The sequence below is a fragment of the Nocardia sp. NPDC047654 genome (assembly GCF_043205035.1).
Classification (GTDB): Bacteria; Actinomycetota; Actinomycetes; order Mycobacteriales; family Mycobacteriaceae; genus Nocardia.
This window is the reverse complement of the sequence record NZ_JBIDDF010000009.1, coordinates 161,223-183,143: the sequence shown is the minus strand read 5'-3', so window position 1 is coordinate 183,143 and position 21,921 is coordinate 161,223. Positions and strand designations below refer to the sequence as shown.

Below are 21,921 nucleotides of genomic sequence, written 5' to 3'. Positions count from 1 at the left end.
GTTCACCATGGATCTTCGGGATCTGCTGGCGCGGGCGGCGCTTATTCGCAGGTCATCGAAGTGCCGCAGTGCCAGAATACTTGCGTGACTTTGTATTACGTGGTGGTGCAGGGACTGAGGCCCGGCAGCGTGACCGAGACTGGGGGCGAGGTTCAGATTGTTCCTCGACACTGGGGCGTGGGCGTCTGGGATTGGGCGTTTCTGGCCACAGAGCACGAACTCGGTCTTCCCTTTCAGGTCGCGGACGTCATGGCGCGTTCGGTGAATCTGGAACTCTGTGTGAATGCAGTCGATCGCGACGATGCGGTCGCGATGCTCGCGGCCCTGAAGTTGTGTCTTGCGGGTCTGGGGGTGCATCCCTTCGCAGCTCCCATGATCTCCACCCACTCGATCAATGATTTCTCGAATATCAAGGGAAGTGCACAGGACCCCAGCGACGCTCGCTACGAACGCGCTAAAGCTCTGGCTACCAAAGCCGAAACGGTAATCACTTGGCCCATCCCAGGCAGTCCCGTCGTCGCCAGGCCGATGATGGGGAAGAACGAACTTGACAGCGAGACCCTTCGGATCGCCGTGACGCGAGCGAAACTTTGGCGGTCGATGGCCGAAGCCGAGCGGCGCCTGCGCGTCATCGAGAACGCTGCAGTCAGCGCCGCCGAGATTGCCAACCTGGGCCAAGGGATCTTGCAGATGTGGACCGGACTCGAATCTCTCTTCCCTACAGTGCACGCCGAACTATCGTTCCGATTAGCCCTGTATCTTGCCCAGCTGAACGCGAGTAACGGTGACCGGCTGTCCGCCTTTCACGAGGCCCGGGATGCCTATTCGGTACGTTCGAAGATCGCGCACGGCCATGACATGTCGGAACCGACCGAACGCAACCGCCACGCATGGTCGCAGGCATGGTCGCTTCTGCACAGAACAATCGGCTCCCTCATCGACCGCGGATGTCTCCCTACCGAGAACGAACTGGTTGAGGAGCTGTTGACGCCAGCCGGCGCGATGGAGAACGAATAAACCCCTCTCGGTCTGAGGGCGATCTTGAGCTGCAAATTCGCGGTGACAGGTCGTGCCTCGCAAACCGTTCGGGCCGCTTGATGCCGGTGTCATGCGGCTCAGGCTATTACACACGGCAGTATCCGGCCGATCGAGTCTCTCGCATTGTTCCTGCGCAACGCACTCAAAATCCTCCTCCCCCCGGGACCATGACGATCATCACCGCGCGGCATGAGTGGTGTGGCTGGCTACACAGTGAACCGCGACGTCGCTGATCGGTGAACCCTGGCGGCATCTCTGTATGCCAGTGATGTTGTATCGGCAAAATACGGCGTCACAGTCCGGCTCGAGATCCGGCTGTAGCCGGCTCTGTCATAGGATCAGCGCCATAACGGGAGGCTCCATGACGCCAACGTCCCATCGCTGCGGCGGGCTGTAACGACGGCAGGCTCACACGACATGATCAGTGCATGGCGACGCACTCCGATCTGACGGCGGCGATGGACTACCTGGCCGTGGATACATGGCGACGCCTCGAACATGGACAACCGCGTGGCCTGGCACCCAGTGAAGAATCCATCACCGACTATGTGCTGTTCGAACTGCACCAACAGTTCCCGCAGATCCTCGTGCACAAGCCCAGTAAACAGGAAGAGGCACGGGTCGGGGCGGACTGGGAATGGTGGATCGGATCGGATACGCGGTGGGTATGTATACGCGTGCAGGCTAAGAAGTTCTTCGGTCACCACTATCGGTACCTGAGCCATCGGCCCAAGGGTGCCAGCGACCGTCAGATCGACTTGCTGATCGAGGGATGCAAACGACGCGGATATCTCCCCTACCACGTGTTCTACAACGGCTGGGGAGGCGACCATTTCGACGGTGAGGACAGGGCGGCACTGCACACCAATCACCGATACTTCCCGCATACGCAATGGCAGCCGATGGTGATCCGAAATCCCACCCGCACCGACGGCTACGAGGTGGTTGCTCTAGGGGAGAAGAATCCGCGATGGTGGGGATGTTCGGCGCTACCGAGTCGCTTCGTGGTGGATCTGCTGCGGCACAGCCCACCGCACTACGTGCCACGCTATCTGGAGCATGCGATGCCGTGGTCGATGATCTTCTCCACCACCCCCGCCAGTCGCGCACGCGATCTTGTCCCCGAGACTTTCACCGACGCCGTCGATGTCATCCATTGGCGTCTGCTCAGAGGCCCCTTCAATGTTAGGGGCTTGGTGCATATGTTCCCACCGGATGCGGGCGAGCCGGTAAACCCGTCCGTCTTGGACCGATGGCGACTCACCAGCCTCCCCAGCTACGTGCGGGCCGTGCTCGACGGCCGCCACGACCTCACCGCGGCCAGTCTGACCGACATGCTGGACGGTCAGGTCCCGGCCCGCCGACTCGTCCTTACTGACCTGGAAGGCTTCCCCGCCGAACCGCCCAGGAAATGACCCTCACCTACCCTAGAATCGGCGGCAGCGCATCGGTTCCGGCCGACTCAGATCCAGACGCAGCTTGTCGGTCGCGAGCCGATTGAGGTGCTGATCCAACTCGAGGGCCTGCGTGACGCGCCCGTCCTCGTACAACGCCACCAACGCAAAGTCGTATGGGTGGTCGAGTTCCTGGCCGCCGGTGAACCGCAGAACCAAATCCTCACGCCTGGGGCGGTGTCGATGTCTGCTGAATCATTCATAACCCACGATGCCGCCATCCGCGGGGCCCGTGCTCGTCGGCACCGACCGACAACCGCTGCCAGGATCGATCAGCGAATTCGGCGACCAGTTCGTCGGTGCGGGCGGTGCGGGTGGTCAACTCGTGGTCGCAGCGGGTGGCCATCACGTAGAACACGTCACGGTGCTCAAGCCAGTCCCACAGGTAGCCGACCTGCCCGTACGCTTCGTCCGCGGTGAACCACGCGAACGGCACCTTCACGGCCAGAGCACGTTCGAGCATGGTGATCATCTGGTGCTCTGGAGTGTCCTTCCACCTACCGGAAGTGCCGGATGGCAGGTGTGGCTACTTGCGTGCGAGGGGGTGAGGTTCGTCGGTGAGTGCGGCCAGTACGGTAGCGACCGTGGCCAGGCGGTCGGGGTCGAATCGATTGTGCGCTTCAGTGTTCTGGCTGCGTACACGTCGTTGTTTGAACAGTCTGACGGTGCGATGCCCGAAATTTGTTTCGACGAATACCTCTGTGGTGTAACAGACCCAGTTCATGTTCACTTGTAGGTCGTCGGCCCAGGGGAGTTCGCGGCGAAATCGGCGGACGAGGTACTGGTAGCGCGCGAGGTCTGCGGGTGTTCCGTTCTGGTAGCGCAGGACCCGATCGGTGGCTTGGCGGCCACCGCGGTGTCTGACGTGGCCGAGTAGGCGGGTCATCAGGGTGGGGGAGATGGGCTGCCATCGGATCGCGCCGCGGTATTCGTGCAGTCGGATCAGGCAGTCGTCGCGTTCGAGGTCCTCGATACGCAGCGCGAGCGCTGGACCTCTGCTGCAGGCTGTTTCGATATGTAACCGTAGGATGAGTGCGTCGAGTTCGGTGTCATCGCCGGTGGTCGAGGCCACGCGGCCGAGATCCTCGATCTGCTCGATGCTCAACGCCTGGGCCGAGCCGGGAGGCTGAGGTGTTTTGCGAGCTTGCGCGGCCGGGTTCGCGTCGGGTTCGATCAGACCGTCATCCTGGGCGTTCTGGTACAGGAAACGCACCGCGGCGATGAGATTGGCTTCTGCGCCGCGACCACCTGTGCTGTTCGCCCGCACGACAGCACGCAGCCTTTGCCGGGCCGCGCACTCCTCGATCTCCACCGCTGTGAGCGAATCGAGAGGTCGATGCCCCCAGGCTGTTTCGATGACCGGCCAATACCAGCGGTAATGACCAGTGCCTTCTGGATTCTTGATCCCTACCCACTGAATGTACTGGCCGATCGTGGGCATGCGCGCTCGATCGGGCTGCGCGGATGCCAGGTCGTCGAAGGTCAACCCGAGCGAAGCGACCAGTTGCAGGGCGGTATCGACATCCTTGCGGTTCATCCGACAGCCGCCTCGAACAGATCCGGGCGGTAGGACCACAACGCCGCACCGACCGCCCGTTGAGGGCAGACGACCAGAACGCCGCAGTCCAGGCCGCCGGCCATCAAAACGCGCTCGCCGGTGTGAAGGCGCGCCGCGCGGCGGGCGGAGACCGGAAGGAACAAGTAGCCGTTCGCCGCGATCGATGACTTGCTCTCGGCGACAGATCGGATCCGCAGCAGTCCCTGGCTGGGCTCGATCGTTACCGGTTGCTCAGCAGCCCATCCCAAGCGTTTGATCACCGATCGGTCACCCAACCGGCCTGCGGGATCGATCGTTGTCGTCGCACAGGTGAACTCACCCATCGGCGGCACAGGCAACTCGACAGGAAAGGCAAACGCAATCCCCACCCGACGAGCCTCCCCACTCATCGATGATGAAGCCTCCACGACACCACCAGCAGGTACGAACTGCACACCGACTTCTCCGTCGTCGCTCGCACTACCCGATGGGAAACCGTGCACCGAAGACATCCGCTCAGATTCCGGGACGCCCCAGCCTGCCGGCACCCGCCGGGATGACCATTCTCGAGACCTTGTGCTCACGCTTTGATTCCTCACTCGCCGACAGTCCGGGCTGCAGTGGTTTCGTCGCCTGCGACGGCACCGACAACCGCCGCCCCGAGCCACGCTCGCAGCGCCCAACATGCTTGCCAGTGTCATGATGCGACTCGTCCTGTCTCCAAGACGAAATCTGCTCGACCTCAACTTATTCGGGCTCGGCCCGTTACAAGCCTCCCGGACGAGCGCTCAGTGCGTCAAGATCAAAGAGCTACCCACTTTGTACACATTTTCGGAAATACACCCACACTGGGCGCCCTTTCATCCTCAACAGCCGAAAAGGTACCCACAGTGGGTGACTTTGTCGGCTGCTGCGAATGACGCCGCCACGCAGGCGCCAACGGCACCGGCGGGCCACCGACGCGGCGGGGCGCAGTGACACTGCCGATACAACACTGTTCAGGTCAGGCTCTCCCACCTCCGGGCGCTGACCGCAGGCTCGAACGCGGGCGCCGCGCTGGGGGAGTGCAGTCGCATCTGCTGCTGCTGGCCGGGTGCTCGCACGCACGACGGCCGCCGGACCGGCCGGCCACGATGTGACCTTACTCGGCCTGCCGCACGGCCAGCCCGCCGCCATGACCGCCGACTTGCCCGAATCCACGGTGACCACCGACTGCGGCGACTTCCGGCTCACCGAACCGAATGCCCGGGAGCTTCATCGCTGAGCCATCCACCAGCTCCCACCAGCCGCCCGCCCCCTTGCTAGCCACGAATCCCTTCGCGGACAGCTGCATGTAAGAAACTCGGCCGGCTGATTCGTGAACCCAGCGACGAAGGCTTCCGGTTGAGAGGGCGTTCTGAGCACCGACAGGACCCCATTCCGACCGATCGAACCGCCCGCCCGTGTCAGCGCCTCCGCTTTTGACCGACTAACTACGCAAATTTGCGGATCTGCGGTGTCCGGACTATCTCACGGACCCTAAAAAGAACGCATCCTCCGCAATTTTGCGGAGGATGCATGACAAAACGTGTCCGGAGGGGGACTTGAACCCCCACGCCCGATAAAGGGCACTAGCACCTCAAGCTAGCGCGTCTGCCATTCCGCCACCCGGACCGGTGTGCTCAGCAAGATTATCGGATCACTCCGCGTGGACCAAATCGCGGCTGGACCTGCGGATTCTCGAGGGTGTCGGGATGGGCGGTCGCACGACTATCCGTGCGGACGGGAGGCCGATGAGGCGCCGTGCGGTTGGGTGGGTGACCGGCATGTCGGGCTATGCGATGGAGCTGCCGGCGTGCGGCGCTAGCGTTGCTCGACCGCGTGGCCGAGGGTACCGAGCGTGACCGGGAGGCCGTCCGCGTGACTGCTCGCCGATCGGACCCGTTGTGCTGCGGATACGAGTAGCCAGCACTCGATCCCTCACGGCCGTGGGCCCGATGCTCGCCTCAGCCGAAGGCGCGTCAGCCTGCCCGGACCGACGGGCGAGCTGCTCAGGAAGCACCGCGCATGTGCACAAGCGAACGGTGCGTGCCATCAATTTGCCCGCAGTGATCGGTCAGCGCGAGACAGGTCGGGGAGAGTGATGGCGTACCGAGTTACGGGAGCATCGCTAGTACCTCAAGAATCCGACTGAGCTGGTCAAATGGTGGGCTCTGTGGTGAGCTGATCCCCGCTGGGGTGACCTTCGAGGGGCCGAATCCGTAGAGGATCTCAGGGAAACAGGTAGGTAGCTACTCGCGTCGCGAGGAAGGGGTGCGCCCAGAATCGACTCGATCCTCGAGGGCATACCGGCCTCGGGGGGAGGTGATCATGAGAAACGACTCGCAAGCACTTCTTGCCGCGGTGGCCATAGCAGGCCTGTTCGGCGCCGTGCCGGTATCCGTCGCGGCACCGGAGCCGATTCCCACCGTGCCCGTCCCGCCCAGCACGGCGGGACCGGTGTGGCCGGTGATCACGCCGACACATAGCCCGCCGCCTTCGACTGGGGAACCGGAGCCGCAGACCACCACCAAGACGCCCGATCCCACGGCCACGGCGACGAATCCTGAGCCGACAACCACTACGACCAAGCCGAATCCGCCGACCACCACAACCGAACCGCTCCGGACAACCGCGCGACCACCGAGTGCCGGCCCGACCCCCGTACCGTCCGAGAGTCCCGCACCCACGCTCGTCGCCCCGGCCACCGCGGAACTCGGCACCACTATCACCGTTCGGGGCGAGCGCTGGCCCTGTGACCTGGTGCGCGCCTTTCCGGACTGGTCCGAATCGGTGCCTGCCCAGGTACGAGGGGGTGTGTTCGATGTTCGCGTCGATGTGCCCGAAGGGATCCAGCTGGGTTCGCACGCCATTTCCGCCGCGTGCGTCGGAGCCTCCCAGGGCGTTGCCGCGAGGACATCCATCGAGATGATCCGCGCGCGGCTGGTCACCACTGCCGACGACCGCGCGAACACAGAACCGTCCGGCGAGCGTCCACCACCGCCGGGACAAGCCGAGGACAGTGATCAGGACACCGGCGTCGGCAACTTACTTGGTCTCGGAGGGTTCCTTCTCGTCCTCGGCGCCGCGGCGCTGGTTCTACGCGGTGGCCGGAAACGCCCGAATGGGGCGTCGCACAACAGGGATCCGCATCTTCCGCAGGTACACGTGCGGGTGGTCGCGGATGTCCCCCCGATGATCCATGTTCGCCAGGTCACCCGTGCTCCGGATGTTCGGGTGCGGCTGCGGGCCTGCGAGCCGTGGCTGAACGTCAAGGAGGTGCTCGGATGACGAGTCCAGCGTCGATGAGTGCTCGGTCGGTTCTGTTCCACAACGCCCCGCACGATGTCGAAGTGGGTGAGCTGGCCGAGTGCCTGCACGAAAGGGGCGCCGAACGCTTGGCCCTGCGCCGGGCGCCGGCCGTGGCTCCGACACTGGGGTCGCTGGCGCTGCACGAGGTGGCCGAGACCATCGACGGGCTGCTCGAGGTCGACCTGGGCAGTGTCGGGATCGGGGGTTGGCGCCGCTACGACCGGTTGCGCTGGGCGGCGATGCGTACCCGCGCCGGTGGAACCGAACAGGTCACGCTGTTCGAACACGAGATCACCCAGACCTACCGTCCGTGCCTGGACGTCACCGTCGACGGAAATTCGGTCGGGGAGTTCACGATAGAACTCTGCGTCGCGATACTGCTCCAGCCGCTCGCCGCCACCGTCCGCAACGGGATGCTGGCGGCACTGGGCCCTGGTGACTGCACCGTGACGGTATCGATCGGCGCGCCGGAACTCGGGCCGATCATGCGGCGCGAACGCAGACTGCACACGGCGACGATGATCGACCTTCGACGGCCCGTACCCCTCGTCGAGCAGCCTCCGACCTTGCCCGTCGGGCGCGTACCCACGGCGCGCTCACCGCAAGCACGGTGGACCGGTGGGTGAATTCGACCGACTCGTCGCGGTCGGTGAGGAACTGCGCAGTGTCGCGGTGGCTAGGGCCGTGCACTCGGCGCTGTTTCCGGCCGTGAGGAACCGAGGCCGTTCACGCGTCTTCTATTCGAGGTTTGCTGCGGTGCGCGGATACGAGCGCCCCTACGTTGCCAGTTCCAGACAGGTACGAGCTCGGTATTCCCATCGAGAACGCGAACGAGAATGCGGATTTGATCGAGATCGATGCCCACAGGCGCCAGATGTTGGAAATACTGACCGGCCGATCCTGCCGGAGTGCGTGGGTCGACTTGGCTGGGCGGGAAGGCGATGAGCAGGTCGGTCGCCGTCCGGATACCTAGTTGACGCAGTTTCACCCGGGTTCTGGTGCCTGCGCGGGCGCCGGGGCCGAGACTACCGCCGAGTTGTGCGGTCCAGCTGGGGTCTTCGGTGGAAGGGTGGGACGACGGCTTGTCACCGAAGCGCAGGGACCGCCGACGTTCGTGCCGTGTCACCTCGCTGTGATCGAGGTGGAAGTAGAGCTGAGCCTGATCGATCCAATCCACCAGACGGCCCAGCGGGACACGCGTGTGGAGCATGACATCGACGAGATTCGCCGTCACCAGACTCTGCATGTCTTCGATGCCTTCTTCGATGAGCCGCGATTTGTACCACACGTTCAGACCATCTAGCTGATTGAGCGGATAGTGCGGTGTGAGTTGAGGTACTGCGGCGCGGAGGGCAACGGCGGCGGTCCTGTGGAGAGCGTAGACGCCGACGATCGGAAAGGAGCCGACGACGAAGGCTACCGCCGATCGAACGCCGGGTTCCAAGCTGTCGATCAACTGGTGCAGAGGCACCAAGATGGTAAAGACGACGATAATTCGCAACAGCGCGGAGGCATACGCACTCGGCCTGAGGTCACTTTGGTAGAAACGCCGGACGAGGCTCTGGACGGTGAATGCGTAAGCGCCGAGAAAGCCGAACTTGAAGATGTCCCACACCGTGGTGGGGCTCTCGACGAAGTCCAGATCCCAGAGGGTAGCGGTCCAGCAGGTCGCGAAGCCGATCGTGGCGAGGAAGACCGGAAACAGAGTTTCGGTCTTGACCGCGAAATCGGATCCACCCGCGGAGGACACCGCACGCCCGTAGTAGGCGTTGAATTTCTGTCGGTAAATATTGTAATCGTCTTCTTGGAGGTAGCCGCCGTCCGCGATCCATTCCTCGTAGAACTCGGAGGATCGCGGTGGCCGGGGCAAGTATTTCGGCTCGTCCACTGCGAGCCGGTGAAGGTTGAGGACGTACTCGTTCCACAAGGCGCTCGCGCGCTGGCCGAGGAATCGGATATACAGCCAGCTGGGCAGGAAGGAAAGCACCCAGACGACGAAGATCTTCAGCACTCCGGTGGACAGGTCGTCTGCCGAACTATGACGGTGGAATCCGCCCCACACGGTGAGAAAAGCGAAAACGATCGGGACGACGATCAGAACATTCATCCACACGAGGACGACCTCGCGGCTGAACCACCCCCACGACCGGCTCCGCGACGCCGCACGACCGATGGGCGTGCGCCCTGCGACGGGGTCGGCGATACCTCGGGTCAACGAGAGCAGGGACTCTCGCGCGTGCGGGTGCTCGTGCAGCGCTCGATACAAGTGCTCGGTGAGGCGTTTGCGGCTACCCCTGCTGCCCGTGGCTTCGACAAGAGGGCTGAGCGCGGGGTCGCTGCGGAACAATTCGCCGAGTTCTGTGTCGATGGCGCGGGCTACTCGATCATTCTCGGTGAGAAATCCCGCGGCCCGGAGGCGGCAGCTCTGGCTGGTCGGTGATCGAGGTTCGGCACACCTCGATGCCATCGCCAGCGCTTCGGAGAGGTCCTTTGCGAGGACATATGTCGGCGCTGTGGCGTCCATGTCTTCTCCCGATGACGGTTCCGGCATTCGAATGGTGTGGCGGCTCCTACGCGGAATCCACGCTAAGCCCGCGCCGCCGGCGGGTGACACGTAGTCCACTACTCATTTGGGCGCTTGTGCCTCGCGTCGCGCCGTGCGGAAAACACTTGCCGAATCACACCGGCACCGCCGCCGCGCAGAATGACTCGATGAGCGAGTAGTGAACTACCCGAATTCGAACTCATCCGGCTGGGCACTTCGATGATCGTCGTTCCGGCTGTACGCTGAGATCGTCGATCCGGAATCCGGAATCATTCGCCGGGTTCTCGACATTCCTACGAAATTCTGCAGTTCCACGAGAGGGTCACTCAATGATCAATACACACACGGTAGTCGCAGGAGACACTCTCTCTGCGATTGCGAAGAGATTTTACGGCCAGGCCGCGCTTTTCGAACTCATCGCCGTGGCCAGTGGCGTTCCGGATCCCGATTCGATACGCGTCGGGACGGTGCTGATCATCCCCGAGGTGAACCGCAAGCACACAGTGGTGCGAGGCGAAACACTGTCCGGATTGGCAGGGCATTTCTATCGCCCGCAGAACTCGCATCTGTTCCCGCTGATCACCGCGGCGAACGGAATCGACGATCCCGACCAGATCCACCCCGGTCAGGTATTGATCATTCCCGGCATCTCGTACAAAGTCGTTTCCGGCGACACTCTGTCCAAACTCGCCAAGCGCTTCTACGGTGATGCCACGCTGTTCCCGCTGATCGCCGACGCGAACGAGATCCTGGACCCCGACGTGATTCACGTCGGCCGAGAATTGATTATTCCCCCGAAGAACTAGGAGATAACCATGGCAGCCGAATGGCATACGGTCGTCGCTGGCGAGACCCTGTCGGGAATCGTCAAGAAGAAGTACGGTGATCTGAGATTCTTGCAGAGGATTGCCGACATCAACGGTATCGAGAACCCGGACTTCATCAGAGTCGGCCAGCAGATCATGCTCCCCTTGCGGTCCATCCTCGCCTCGGCGGGCTAGACCGGATGCCGAGTCGTCCTCGCAATTGCGGCGGCCTCCGATCGCTCACTCGGGACAGCAAGGGCCGACGGTATTGCGGTTGCCCTCCCAGCAGCGGATGCTCCCCTCCTGGGAGGGCAACGTTTCGCCGCCCGACGGGATCGCGCAGGCGACCGGCGACCCGATCGGTCACCCGGCAGGAGAACAGCGACCAGTGGAATCGTCGGCCTCCGTCAGGGTTTGAGCGGATCGTGGCCCCAGTTCATCAGCGAGTACCGCCACTTGCTGTCGACGATGTCCCCGGAAGGTCGTTGCTCGAGATGGCGGTGCGCGTACCCGACGACTTTGCGCATGTGCGCGTAGTCATCGTCGGTCAAGTCGTTCTTCTCGAGGATGTCCACGATGCGGCGTCCGCTCCTGTGCCCGGTCGACTCGCCGCCGCCTTCCGATTTCTGTCCCACCGATTTCGACTCGTCGGTGTCGAGCCAACGACGTAGTTCTTTCGCCGTCATATTGACGAGGTTTTCGAATTCCGCACGCGTGTCCTTCTTGTCTGTCGTCATGATTTCAATCGTCCTGCCGACGAAGAGCGTCGGGTTTGTGCACCGCGTCACGACCGCTTTTCGCACTGCGCACCCGGTATTGCGGATCTTCTTCGGATGCTCGGACGGTCCGACCGGCGGCTTCGGTGTCCGATGTGATCACCTCTTCCACCTCGCCTTCGGCAGTACTGCCGTGGCTCTTCCATTCCACTTTGTCACCTTTGCTGAAGGATCGCTTACTCATCGCAGTTCCTTATCTATTCCCGTTTCCGACGTGCATGTCGTACCCCGGCCGGGACGCCGCAAACCGATAGCTGAAGCGATGCTGCGTCGTTTGGGCATCGGTGCGGAGGGGTCGCGGAAATGAAACCGTGACGTGCGGGTCAGAGGAGTTCTTCAAATGTTCGTTCGAATCCCAGCGCGCCGCGGCCGTCGGCGACCTGACGGTCGAGAAGGTTTTTCAGGGGAGCGACGAAGTCGGGGGTGACATTCGCGTCGCGACCGGCACGGTGGATCGCGTCGAGTGCGGACTTGTGAAAGGCGATGGATTGGATGGGGTCGCTGTATGCGGCGGTGTCGATGACGGCGCCCTGATGCGGCAGGGACTGGGCCATCGCGCCGACCCACGCGGCGGCGCGCCGACCGAATTCGGCGGCTGGGACGCCGACGGAGCGCATCATGGCCGCGCCGTGCAGGAAGCCGCCGAACATGGCGTACATGGTGGCAAGCAGGGCGAAGTCGTAGGTCGAGGCGAAGCCCGCGTCGTCGCCGAAGTATTCCGCGGCAGCGAGCAATTCGAGGGTTTCGCGGTGTGTGTCGAAGACCGTCCGGGAGCCGCTGTAGAGGATGGAGGCGCCGGGTTGGCCGATCATGGGTGGCACCGCCATGATTCCGCCGTCGAGGTAGTCGCAGTCGTGACCGGCCGCCCAGGTGGAGAGTTCGCGAGCTTCGCCGGGGGCGGTGCTGGTCAGGTTGATCAATTGTCGTCCAGCCAGTCGGGCGGCGACCGGGTCGAGGGTGGCGTGCACCGAGGCGTGGTCGAGCAGTACGGCGATGATCGGGCCGTCGGCTGCGATCGCCTCGGTGACGGTCGCGGCGGTCGCGGCTCCGGCCGCGAGGAGTTCGGCGTCCTTGCCCCGGGTGCGGTTCCAGACGGTTGTCGGCACGCCGGCCTTCAGGAATGTCGCGGCCAGCGCCTGGCCCATCGCACCGAGTCCCAGGATGGTCACCGGGGTCTTCGTGTTCTCCGCCATCGCGGGTTCAACTCCTTGGGTTCGAGAAACGTCCTGGTCAGCGCGCTGTGACCAAGAGTGCTCGTTGCCCGGCGGAGAGGCAAGTACCTACTATTTTGTCCGGTACTTACCAATTGGTTTGTGAGCAGGTAGCGAGGTGGACGGTGGGCGCGAAGCGATCGGGACCATACTTCTGCGGTATCGACGCCGCGATGGATGTGGTCGGCGGCAAGTGGAAGGCGCTGATTCTCTGGGAGCTGGAGAACCACGGCGTGCGGCGCTTCGGCGAGCTGCGCAAGGGGCTGCCGGGAGTCTCGGAGAAGATGCTGATCCAGCAGCTGCGGGAGCTGGAGGAGGACGGGATCGTGAGCAGGACCGTCTACCGCGAAGTGCCGCCGCGCGTGGAGTACCGGCTGACCGAGAGCGGCGTCGCGCTCAACGCGGCACTGGAGCCGCTGGGCGCCTGGGGACGGGACCGGATCGATCGGATCGGAGCGCTGCGCGTGCATCAGCAGTCCTGAGGTGAATCCTTCAAAAGTGAATGTTTCACTCGGGCAACATCGTTCAGCGGAAGATCAAGCTACTAGTTGGTAACTTGAGTTACTTTTGTGCACACCCGGTGTAATTGACGCATAACCGGGCCCGTCGTATGTTCCACGTCACAACTTTGCAAGATGTGGGTGGCAGCGCAGATGTCGGATGATGGGTATGACCTACGGGTCTTGCTGACGCGGGCGCTCCGCCGGATACAGGAGTTGGAGGCGCGGCCGCAGCGCGAGCCGATCGCCATCGTGGGTATCGGCTGCCGGTTTCCCGGTGGTGCGGAAACGCCGCGGCAGTACTGGGAACTGCTGTCCTCGGGCCGCGACGCGATCGTCGAGGCACCGCAAAGCCGTTGGGCAGTGGCGGATTCCGCTCCTCGGCGAGCGCGGCGGCGGGCGGGCCTGCTGGCCGGTCCCATCGATGCCATCGATGCCGAGTTCCTCGGCATCGCGCCGCGCGAAGCGGCGTCGATGGATCCGCAGCAGCGGCTGGCGCTCGAAGTCGCCTGGGAGGCAATGGAAGACGCGGCGCTGGCACCGGACACCCCGGCGGCGGCCCGCACCGGGGTCTTCCTGGGCGTCAGCTGGCAGGAGTATCAGCGCACGATCACACCGGATTGGGTGAGTTCGGTGGACGCGCACACGCTCACCGGGACGATGTCGAGCATCGTCGCCGGGCGGGTGTCCTATGTGCTGGGGTTGCGCGGTCCCGCCGTGGCGATCGACACGGCGTGTTCGTCATCGCTGGTGGCGGTGCATCAGGCATGTCGCAGCCTGCGGGCGGGGGAGTGCGACGTCGCGTTGGCGGGCGGGGTCAATCTGCTGCAATCCGAACTCACCTCGGAGGCGCTGGCCCGCATGGGTGCGCTTTCACCGGACGGGCATTGTCGTCCTTTCGACGCTCGCGCCAACGGGTATGTGCGCGGCGAGGGCGCGGGAATCATTGTCCTGAAGACGCTTTCGCGGGCGATCGCCGACGGCGACGCGATCAGGGCGCTCATCCGCGGCTCGAGTGTGAACCACGACGGTCGTTCCATGGGGTTGACCGCGCCGAACCCGATGGCCCAGCGCGAACTGCTGCGCGACGCGCTGACCGACGCCGGATGCGCCGCCGACGAGATCGGTTACGTGGAGACGCACGGCACCGGCACGCCGCTGGGCGATCCGATCGAGATCCAGGCGCTGTCCCAGGTTCTCGGTGCGCCGCGGGCGGACGGGTCGGTGTGCCTGCTGGGGTCGGTGAAGTCGCAGATCGGTCACCTCGAGGCGGCCGCGGGTGTCGCCGGGCTGATCAAGGTGGTGCTGCAACTCGAGCACGAACGCGTTCCGCGTCAGCACGATTTCGCCACGATGAACCCCAAGATCACGCTCGACGGCACGGCGCTGGCGCTGCCGACCCGCGATGTCATCTGGCCGCGCGCGGAGCGGACGAGGCTGGCGGGCGTGAGCTCGTTCGGTTTCGCGGGCACCAACGCGCATGTGGTGCTGGAGCAGGCGCCCGCACCGCAGCCGCGTGCGGACCCGGAAGGACCGGCGCTGCTCGCTGTTTCGGCACGCACCCCGTCCGCGCTCGACATCCTGTCTCGCCGCTATGCCGAGCAGTTGGAGCGGCCGGAGGTGCCGCTCGCCGATGCCGCCGCCACCGCCGCGCTGGGCCGCACGCATTTCGTGCATCGTCGCGCGGTCGTGGCGCGAACGGCCGAGGAGGCGGCGCACCGGCTCGCGGAACCTTCACCTCGATCGACGGACTCGATCCCGGGCAAGCCGCGGATCGCGATGCTGTTCACCGGACAAGGCGCACAGTATGCGGGGATGGGTGCGGCACTCGACCGCAGATATCCGGCTTTCCGCGCGGCGCTCGACCGCTGTGACGAGTTGCTCGGACCGCTTCCGGGCGGAATCCGTCTGCGGTCGCTGCTGTCCGAGGCGAACGAGGAGTCGCTGTCCCGCACCGAGTACGCGCAACCGGCTCTGTTCGCGATCGAGTGGGCGTGCACCGAACTGTGGGCGGCGTTCGGCATTCGACCCGATGTCGTGCTGGGACACAGCCTCGGTGAACTGGTCGCGGCGACGGTCGCGGGGGTGCTCGATCTCGACACCGGGTTGCGACTGGCCGCCGAACGCGGCCGGATGATGCAAGCGGTGCCCCAGCGCGGGGCGATGGCGGCGGTCTTCGCCGCACCCGAGGAATTCGGAACGCTGTGGGAGGAACTCGCGGCGAGTGTGTCGGTGGCCGCGGTCAACAGCCCCGGACAGTTCGTCGTCTCCGGAGCGGTGGACGCGGTGGAGCAGGTGATGCGAGCCGCCGATCAACGGTCGATCCGCACGGTGCGGTTGCCCGGCACGACGGCGTTCCACTCGCCTCTGTTGGATTCGATGCTGGCGGACTTCGAGGTCCGGGTCGCCGAGTTGGTGCCCGCCCCGCGCGTGGCGGCGATTCCGCTGGTGTCGAACGTCACCGGCGCGCGGCTCGAAGGCCCCGTGGATGCCGCGTACTGGCGTGCGCATGCTCGCGGCACCGTCCGTTTCGCCGAGGGCGTGCGCGCGGCCGCCGAGTTGGGCGTGGACGCCTACCTCGAGGTGGGACCGCATCCGGTGCTGCTGGAATTCGGACGGCACGCCGATCCTGATGCCTCGTGGCTGCCGAGTATGCGCCGGACCGCCACCGACGATGAGGTGCTGCTGACCGGTCTCGGCGCGCTGTACTGCGCCGGCGCGGAGATCGAGTGGACCTCGGTGGTGCCCCCGGACGCGCGGCGGCGCAACGGTCTGCCCACCTATCCTTTCGAGCGAGAGCGGGTCACCGTGCCGATCGCCGGCACCGCGCCGCGCACCGGATACCTTGCCGAGCACCGGTTTCGGGACCGGGCGGTGGTGCCCGCGGCGGAACTCGCGCTGCGCGCGTTGCGTGCGGCCGGAGGACCCGACGACGAGCTGATCGATTTCGTCGCCGCGCGGCCGGTGCCGCTGGAGGAACTGGCCGAGCCGCACGTGTCCGTCGCGGGAGACCGCACCGAAGTGCGGTTTCACGTCGACAACGGCAGTGTCACCGCGGTATCCGCAGCGGTTCGCGCCGCCGCGGGTGAGGCGCGCGACCCCGGCGAACTGTCCGCGGCGCGGCTCGCGCTGACCACCGAATGGGATGTCGGAGACTTCTATCGTCGCTGCGCGGACGCCGAATTGACGTTCGGTCCACGCTTCCGCTGGCTTTCGCGGTTGCAGCTGGGCGAGGGCAGCGTGCTGGCCGAATTGAAACGCCCGGCCGAACTGGCCGACGAACCAGACGCCTGGCTGCCCTGTCTGCTGGATGCCGCGGTGCAGACCGGTCTCGCGTTGGTGTCCAGGGACAGCGACACGGCTCGGCTGCCGATTGGTATCGGCCGTTTGCGTTTGTCCAGCGTGAACGCGGGTGCCACTGCGTGGGCGCTGGCCGAGCGCACCGACCGCACGGTTCGTATCACTGTTTTCGATACCGCCGGCGCGGTGGTCTGCGATATCGAAGACGTATGGTTCGCCGAGTCCGGCACTGCCGGGCAGTCGCAGGATCGGGATCGCATGTCCGGCCTCACTCACCGCCCCCTCTGGGAACCCGCCGTGGGGTTGCCGAGCGGACGGGGCCCTGCCGCCGTGTTGGTGATCGGCGTCGGGCCACAGGCCGAGCGGCTCGCCGCAGCCTTGCGTGCCGCGGGCACCGATGCGGTGACAGTGGAGCGCACGACCGATCCGGCACGGTGGCCCGGCGACGAGCGGGCAGTGATCTATCTGTCCGATGCCGAAGCGGACGACAGTGCCGAAGCGGCGCGTGTGGAAACGCGATTCGCTCTGAATGCTGTGCAACGGATGGCTCGGGCAGTCACCGACGCACCGCTGTACCTGGTGACCGTCGGGGCAACCGGAGCACTGTCCGGCGAACCCGTGCGCCCGGCCGCCGCAACCCTGTGGGGACTGGGGGCGGTGGTGCGCACCGAGCTTCCCGAGTTGCGCTGCCGTCTGATCGATCTGCCCGTCGGCGCGCGCTGCGACGACCACCGCCTGGTGAGCGAAATCTGTTCCGATGCGGCGGACTTCGAAGTCGCTTTGCGCGGACGCCACCGCTACACGATGCGGATGCAGCCCTCCGATGAACTCGGGGCAATGCCTCGGCTGGACCGTGGCGGGGCGTATCTGGTCACGGGCGGTCGCGGAGCGCTGGGGTCGACCGCCGCGCGCATCCTGGCGGAGGCCGGTGCGGGCATGGTCGTGCTCGCCGGTCGCAGCGCCCCTGGCCCGGAAGACGAGCAGGAGATGGCGCGGATCGCCGCTTCGGGGGCGGATGTCGAGACCGCGGTGGTCGATGTAGAAGACCGGGAGGCGTTGTCCCGGCTGCTCGCTCGCTTCGGTCGCGAGCTTCCGAGGCTGGCCGGGGTGGTGCATTGCGCGGGTGTTCTGGACGACGCCCTGCTGATCGAGCAGACCCCGAGCCACATCGATCGGGTGTTCGCGGGAAAAGTCGTCGGCGCTTGGCACCTGCACGAGCTGACCGCGGACAGGTCGCTGGATCTGTTCGTGCTGTTCTCGTCGGTCAGCGCCGTGGTGGGCACGGCCGGGCAGGGCAACTACGCCGCGGCGAACGCGTATCTCGATGGCCTCGCCCGCCTGCGTGCGGCGCAAGGGCTGCCCGCGGTAAGCATCGCGTGGGGCCCGTGGACGGGTACCGGCATGGCCGCGGGACTGAGCGACACGGCCCGCCGAGCGTGGGCACGCCACGGCGTCGCCGAACTGGCCGCCGAGGACGGTGTTCGAGCGCTGCGCTCGCTGCTGTCGGCCGAGGGAGTCGTCGCGGTATTCCCCTCCGTCACGGTCGTTCCGGCGGAGCAAGAGGCGATAAAACAGGGCGACTCGCAGGATGTTCGAATCACACGTGAGCCGGCGGAACTGCTCGATCTGGTGCGCACCCACGCCATGACGGCGCTCGGCCGCACGACAGCCGTTTCCGATCGCACGCCCCTGCGGGAACTCGGGCTGGATTCGATGATGGCCGTCGAGCTGCGCAACGCGCTCTCCGCTGATCTGGGAGTGCGACTTCCGGCGACCCTGCTGTTCGATCATCCGACCGTCGCCGCGGTGTCCGAGGAGATCGCCCGGCTCGATGCGAAGTCAGCGCCCGGTCGCACGGGTCCAGAGCAAGCCGCACAGCGACCGACCACGCGCACCTCCGAGCAGCTCACGCCCCCGGTGTACCCACCTGAACTCCCGGTTACACCTAGTACACCGAACGTGGCGCAGCTCACATCGGGCGAAACAGGCGCTGCCGCGGACGATTACGCCGACGCCATCGCGATCATCGGCATGGGCTGCCGCTATCCCGGTGGCGTGCGCAACCCTGCCGACCTGTGGCACTTGCTCACTACCGAAACCGACGCGGTGACCGAGGTGCCCGCGCAGCGCTGGGATGTGAACGCCGTCTTCGATCCGGACCCGGACGCCGAGGGCAAGACCTACACGCGTTGGGGCGGCTTCGTCGACGGTGTCGAGGATTTCGACGCGGGATTCTTCGACATCTCCGTCGGCGAGGCGCGGATGCTCGACCCGCAGCAGCGGTTGCTGCTCGAAACGTCCTGGGAGGCCCTGGAACATGCCGGATATCCCGCGAGCCGTCTGGAAGGCAGCCGGACCGGCGTCTTCGTCGGTCTGATGTCCAATGACTATGCCGAACGGATGGCGCGGGCCGGTGTCGCGCCTGACGCGTGGTTCGGCACCGGCAATCTGTCCAGCGTCGCCTCCGGGCGGCTGTCGTACTTCCTCGGCGTGAACGGTCCGAGCCTCACCATCGACACCGCGTGCTCCTCGTCGCTGGTGACGGTGCATGCGGCGGTGCGCAGTCTGCGCAGCGGCGAATGCGATCTGGCGTTGGCCGGCGGTGCGACGGTGGTGCTCACGCCCTCGCTCGACATCTACTTCGCGCGGGCGCGCGGCCTGGCCGCCGACGGCCGGTGCAAGACCTTCGACGCGCGTGCCGACGGGGTGGTCTGGAGTGACGGGGCGGGAGTGCTCGTGCTCAAGCGGCTGGCGGACGCCCAACGCGACGGCGATCGGGTGCTGGGGCTGGTGCGCGGCTCGGCGGTCAATTCCGACGGTCGTAGTCAGGGATTGAGCGCGCCGAATGGTCCGGCGCAGGAACGAGTCATCCGTGCGGCGCTGGCGGACGCGGCGGTCGAAGCGGGCGACATCGAGTACATCGAAGCGCACGGCACCGGCACCGCGCTCGGTGACCCGATCGAGGTGCACGCCCTCGCCTCGGTGCTGGGCGAAGACCGCACCGAAGCCGCGCCGCTGTGGATCGGGTCGGTGAAGTCGAATCTCGGCCACACCCAGGCGGCGGCAGGCATCGCCAACATCATCAAGGTGATCGAGTCGATGCGGCACGAGCGCATTCCCGCCTCACTGCACTTCCGTTCGGGCAATCCACACATCGATTGGGATTCGATCGCGGTCCGCGTTGTCGCCGAGGAGCGACCGTGGCGGCGTTCGCGGCGACCGCGCCGGGCGGGGGTGAGCGCGTTCGGGATCAGCGGGACGAACGCGCACGTGGTGATCGAAGAAGCGCCTCAGGTCTCCGAACCCGGTGCGGTGGCCGTTTCCGGTCCCTACCTGCTGGCGCTGTCGGCGAAGAGCGCCGCGGCCCTGCGTGCGCTGGCGGCTCGCTACCGCGATTTGCTGGTCGCCCGTCCGGAGACGGCATTGCTGGATGTGTGCGCGTCCGCTGCCGTCGGCCGTACACATTTCGGTGAGCGCGTCGCGATCGGCTTCGATACCGCCGCGCAGTTGCGCGCCGCACTCGAGGATGTCGCCTCGGGAGTGACCGCGAGCGGGTCGGTCGTCGAGGTGACGAGTGGTTCGGTCGAGCTGGGTCGCCGGTATGCCGCAGGGGACGAGATCGACTGGGCGACAGTGTATTCCGATCGCCGGTGGCGCCGTGTCGACCTGCCGACGTATCCGTTCCAGCGGAAACGGCACTGGCTGGAGTTCGAGCCGCGCTCGGAGGACACCGGCTCGTCGCACACTCTGCGGCTGGCACCGGAGATGTTCGACGGGCACCGGCTGCGTGGCGTGCCGACGGTACCCGCGGCGTGGTTGTGCGTTCATTTGAACGACATCGCCGCTCGGTTGCCCGGGAAGTGGGAGGTCGCCGGGCTGCGATTGATCAAGCCGCTGGAGGTCACCGCCGAAGCGGTGGTGCGGGTCGTGCTCGAACCCGGCAAGGACGGCTACGACGTGCGCTTCGTCGGCCCCGGCGATGCTCGGATCAGCTTTGCGACAGCGACTCTCATGGCCGCGGCCGATGATTCGGTCGAATCGCACGATGGTGTGACGAGTGATTCGGACGCGCGGGTCTGGCCCGCCTACTACGACACCGTGGCTGGGCTGGGCCTCGAGTTGGGCCCCGACTACCGCCGCGCCCTCGACTTCCGGCGGATCAGCGACACCGAGTCCGAGGCCGTGTTCCGCGTGCCGGATAGCGGCACACCCGTGCTCGACCCGATCGTGCTCGATGCCTGCCTGCACAGCATCGTGGTGACCGCCAACGCAGGCGAAGGGATGTTTTTGCCCTCCGAGATCGGTCGTGCCCGATTCTTCGGCGGTCCGGCGCTCGGAGAATCGATCGTCCGATGCCGGGTGCGGGTGACCGAACACAGTGCGCGCGTCATCGTCGGTGACGCCACGCTGCACTCGACGTCCGGGCGACCGCTCGCCGCATTGCGCGGGGTGAGCCTGCTCAGCGCGAAACCCGATGCCGTATCGAAAGCCGTCGCAGCCGACTCGTCCAGGCTCGGACGTCTGCTGCACCACCTCGAATGGGTTCCCGTCGAAAGTGGAGAATCGGCGAGAGAGCAGCCGGCAGGTCGCTGGTTGATCTTCGGTGACGGGCCGGTCGGTGCTGCCGTCGCCGCCGGACTGGGCGCGCGCGGCATCGAAACCGTGGTTGTTCGCCCGGAGGACGAGCACGCGACCGACACCGTTTCGTCGGCGACCACGCGCCCGTTCCATGGTGTCGTGTTCGCGTGGACGTCGGCGTCCGCGCAGACTCGTATCGAAGCCGTTTTGCGGTTGACCCGCGCGCTGGATTCGCTGGCGCACCGTCCTGCCGCGCTGTGGTTGCTGACGCTGAACGCCCAGCGTGTGGCACCGGCCGACCGGCCGGATCCCGATCAGGCACTGTTGTGGGGCTTCGGACGCACACTGGCCACCGAGCACCCCGAGTTCGGGTGTCGCTTGCTGGATCTGTCCGCCGGATCGTCCGTCGACAGCGCACCGATCGTCGACGGCTTGCTCGGCGGTCGCACCGGAGAGTTCGCGATTCGGGACGGCCGTTGGCTGACCGCACGTCTCGCCGACGGCCTCGCGCCCGCCGACGACTACCGGTTGGTCGCGGACCGCTCCGGCGACTTCGACCGGATGCGGCTGACGTCCGCAACGCGGCGCGCACCGACGTCCGGTGAGGTCGAAATCGCTGTCGCCGCGACCGGTCTCAACCCTCACGACCTGTGGGTGGCCTCGGGCATACATCCAGAAGGTGTGCTGCCGTTGGGTTCGGAATGCGCGGGCCGGATCACGGCGGTCGGCGCCGGCGTCGAGGGACTCGCGATAGGTGACCGTGTTGTCGCCTTGGCGACTGACGGTTTCGCTCGTCACGTGACGGTGAATGAGGGCATGGTGGCCCGGCTGCCGGATCACCTCTCC

Annotated in this window: 16 protein-coding genes and 1 tRNA gene (1 of these 17 cut by a window edge); 9 read left to right on the top strand and 8 right to left on the bottom strand. The window is 65.7% G+C overall.

What is annotated here, in order from left to right; all coding sequences use genetic code 11:
• Positions 1 to 84: 84 nt before the first annotated feature.
• Positions 85 to 1,017 carry a hypothetical protein gene (locus ACGF7Y_RS22890; protein ID WP_393236609.1) on the top strand — a complete coding sequence of 311 codons (933 nt, stop codon included), beginning with the start codon at positions 85 to 87 and terminating at the stop codon, positions 1,015 to 1,017.
• Positions 1,018 to 1,466: 449 nt separating this feature from the next.
• The gene (locus ACGF7Y_RS22885; protein WP_393236608.1) at positions 1,467 to 2,453 is read left to right on the top strand and encodes a DUF6615 family protein; all 987 of its coding nucleotides are present in this window, start codon (positions 1,467 to 1,469) and stop codon (positions 2,451 to 2,453) included.
• 238 nt (positions 2,454 to 2,691) lie between these two features.
• Here ACGF7Y_RS22885 and ACGF7Y_RS22880 read toward each other — a convergent pair whose 3' ends face one another.
• From ACGF7Y_RS22880 to ACGF7Y_RS22870, 3 genes are all read right to left on the bottom strand, one after another.
• Positions 2,692 to 2,955 carry a hypothetical protein gene (locus ACGF7Y_RS22880; protein WP_393236607.1) on the bottom strand — a complete coding sequence of 88 codons (264 nt, stop codon included), beginning with the start codon at positions 2,953 to 2,955 and terminating at the stop codon, positions 2,692 to 2,694.
• 63 nt (positions 2,956 to 3,018) lie between these two features.
• On the bottom strand, positions 3,019 to 4,029 hold the full coding sequence (locus ACGF7Y_RS22875) for a site-specific integrase (protein WP_393236606.1): 1,011 nt from the start codon (positions 4,027 to 4,029) through the stop codon (positions 3,019 to 3,021).
• Complete coding sequence (locus ACGF7Y_RS22870; RefSeq protein ID WP_393236605.1) at positions 4,026 to 4,541, bottom strand: hypothetical protein; 516 nt, start codon at positions 4,539 to 4,541, stop codon at positions 4,026 to 4,028. The genes ACGF7Y_RS22875 and ACGF7Y_RS22870 overlap by 4 nt, the downstream gene beginning before the upstream one ends.
• A gap of 581 nt (positions 4,542 to 5,122) precedes the next feature.
• On the opposite strand from ACGF7Y_RS22870, the gene ACGF7Y_RS22865 reads away from it, so the two are divergent.
• Positions 5,123 to 5,293: a hypothetical protein gene (locus ACGF7Y_RS22865; RefSeq protein WP_393236604.1), complete on the top strand. Its 171-nt coding sequence runs from the start codon at positions 5,123 to 5,125 to the stop codon at positions 5,291 to 5,293.
• A 304-nt stretch (positions 5,294 to 5,597) separates the two neighbouring features.
• On the opposite strand, the gene ACGF7Y_RS22860 is transcribed toward ACGF7Y_RS22865, so the two are convergent.
• Positions 5,598 to 5,682 (bottom strand) — tRNA-Leu (locus ACGF7Y_RS22860).
• Between the two features lie 696 nt (positions 5,683 to 6,378).
• On the opposite strand from ACGF7Y_RS22860, the gene ACGF7Y_RS22855 reads away from it, so the two are divergent.
• Complete coding sequence (locus tag ACGF7Y_RS22855; protein WP_393236603.1) at positions 6,379 to 7,338, top strand: hypothetical protein; 960 nt, start codon at positions 6,379 to 6,381, stop codon at positions 7,336 to 7,338.
• Positions 7,335 to 7,985 (top strand): hypothetical protein, encoded by a 651-nt coding sequence (locus tag ACGF7Y_RS22850; protein WP_393236602.1) that lies wholly within the window; start codon positions 7,335 to 7,337, stop codon positions 7,983 to 7,985. The genes ACGF7Y_RS22855 and ACGF7Y_RS22850 overlap by 4 nt, the downstream gene beginning before the upstream one ends.
• A gap of 50 nt (positions 7,986 to 8,035) precedes the next feature.
• On the opposite strand, the gene ACGF7Y_RS22845 is transcribed toward ACGF7Y_RS22850, so the two are convergent.
• A complete protein-coding gene (locus ACGF7Y_RS22845) occupies positions 8,036 to 9,883 on the bottom strand; it encodes a hypothetical protein (RefSeq protein WP_393236601.1) in 1,848 nt (615 codons plus the stop codon).
• A 350-nt stretch (positions 9,884 to 10,233) separates the two neighbouring features.
• Between ACGF7Y_RS22845 and ACGF7Y_RS22840 the strand changes: the two genes are divergently transcribed.
• Together ACGF7Y_RS22840 and ACGF7Y_RS22835 are read left to right on the top strand one after the other, a co-directional pair.
• The gene (locus tag ACGF7Y_RS22840) at positions 10,234 to 10,710 is read left to right on the top strand and encodes a LysM peptidoglycan-binding domain-containing protein (protein WP_393236600.1); all 477 of its coding nucleotides are present in this window, start codon (positions 10,234 to 10,236) and stop codon (positions 10,708 to 10,710) included.
• 9 nt (positions 10,711 to 10,719) lie between these two features.
• Positions 10,720 to 10,905, top strand: a complete 186-nt coding sequence (locus ACGF7Y_RS22835) for a LysM peptidoglycan-binding domain-containing protein (protein WP_051175252.1) — start codon at positions 10,720 to 10,722, stop codon at positions 10,903 to 10,905.
• Positions 10,906 to 11,117: 212 nt separating this feature from the next.
• Here the strand turns inward: ACGF7Y_RS22835 and ACGF7Y_RS22830 are convergent, their stop codons facing one another.
• From ACGF7Y_RS22830 to ACGF7Y_RS22820, 3 genes are all read right to left on the bottom strand, one after another.
• On the bottom strand, positions 11,118 to 11,447 hold the full coding sequence (locus ACGF7Y_RS22830; RefSeq protein WP_393236599.1) for a DUF3140 domain-containing protein: 330 nt from the start codon (positions 11,445 to 11,447) through the stop codon (positions 11,118 to 11,120).
• 4 nt (positions 11,448 to 11,451) lie between these two features.
• Positions 11,452 to 11,670 carry a DUF2945 domain-containing protein gene (locus ACGF7Y_RS22825; RefSeq protein WP_393236598.1) on the bottom strand — a complete coding sequence of 73 codons (219 nt, stop codon included), beginning with the start codon at positions 11,668 to 11,670 and terminating at the stop codon, positions 11,452 to 11,454.
• 139 nt (positions 11,671 to 11,809) lie between these two features.
• Positions 11,810 to 12,679, bottom strand: a complete 870-nt coding sequence (locus tag ACGF7Y_RS22820) for an NAD(P)-dependent oxidoreductase (RefSeq protein ID WP_393236597.1) — start codon at positions 12,677 to 12,679, stop codon at positions 11,810 to 11,812.
• Between the two features lie 143 nt (positions 12,680 to 12,822).
• On the opposite strand from ACGF7Y_RS22820, the gene ACGF7Y_RS22815 reads away from it, so the two are divergent.
• The gene (locus tag ACGF7Y_RS22815; RefSeq protein WP_393236596.1) at positions 12,823 to 13,179 is read left to right on the top strand and encodes a winged helix-turn-helix transcriptional regulator; all 357 of its coding nucleotides are present in this window, start codon (positions 12,823 to 12,825) and stop codon (positions 13,177 to 13,179) included.
• A gap of 171 nt (positions 13,180 to 13,350) precedes the next feature.
• Positions 13,351 to 21,921, top strand: the start of a protein-coding gene (locus ACGF7Y_RS22810; protein ID WP_393236595.1) for an SDR family NAD(P)-dependent oxidoreductase. The gene runs 13,134 nt beyond the window's last position; only the first 8,571 of its 21,705 coding nucleotides appear in the window; it begins with the start codon at positions 13,351 to 13,353; its stop codon lies beyond the right edge, outside the window.